Origin of the sequence: Pseudomonas sp. AAC (assembly GCF_000725445.1) — a bacterium.
GTDB classification, from domain to species: Bacteria; Pseudomonadota; Gammaproteobacteria; order Pseudomonadales; family Pseudomonadaceae; genus Pseudomonas; species Pseudomonas citronellolis.
The window spans coordinates 1-746 of the sequence record NZ_KL647116.1 but is presented as its reverse complement, the minus strand read 5'-3'; the positions used below and the strand labels follow the sequence as shown (position 1 = coordinate 746).

The 746-nt window shown below is 71.8% G+C and carries 1 pseudogene; it reads left to right on the top strand.

From position 1 onward, the window contains the following. Nucleotides 1-746: pseudogene (locus FG99_RS32610) on the top strand (hypothetical protein); the annotation flags it as partial.

The following is a 746-nucleotide window of genomic DNA, read 5'->3' as shown; positions in this document are numbered from 1 at the left end:
GCCGCCGCCGACGAGCGCATCGCGGATATCGCCCGCCGTCGCGAACAACGCCTGGCGCCGCTGCGCGCCTTCATCCCCGCCGAGTTGCAGCAGCAGGTACAGGACATCGTGCGCGACTACCGCCAGGACAAGGCCAGCCAGCTCGCCGGCGGCCGGGCCAGCGCCAAGGTCGCCGAATACATCGACCTGGAACGCATGGATCGCTGGCTGGACGAGCAGGCCCCGGCGCATTTCCGCCAGGTCGAGGCCCGCCATGCCAGCCTCTATGCCGACCGCCAGGCCTTCCTGCCGCGCCACGACCTGGGCAGTTGGTTCGTCGAGCACGACAACCCGCAGCACCAGTGCTGGCTGGACGAACTGGCCGACGCCTGCCTCAGCGCCCAGTGCCATCGCCGCCAGGGCGTCGAGCAGTTCGGCGACTTCCTGCGCGCCAAGGACGGCGGCGTCTTCCGCTTGCTGTTCCTGGGCTGGAGCCCATCGCTGGAAGCGGCGGTGAACAACACCGCGCGCCTGGGCGAGCTGCAGGCGGCGCTCGCCCAGGACAACCTGAGCGCCACCCACGAGGCCCTGACCCACCTGCTCGGCGCCGCGACCGTGCAGGCGCTGCAGCGCCTGGCCAGCGACATCGACGGCTACTGGAGCCTCACCGTGGCCCGCCTGGGCGCCGTGCTGCTGGCGCTGCAGCAGAAGGGCGTCCTGCCGGGGCAATGGCTGGGCACCCTGCTGGTCACCCGCCTGAGCGCCGG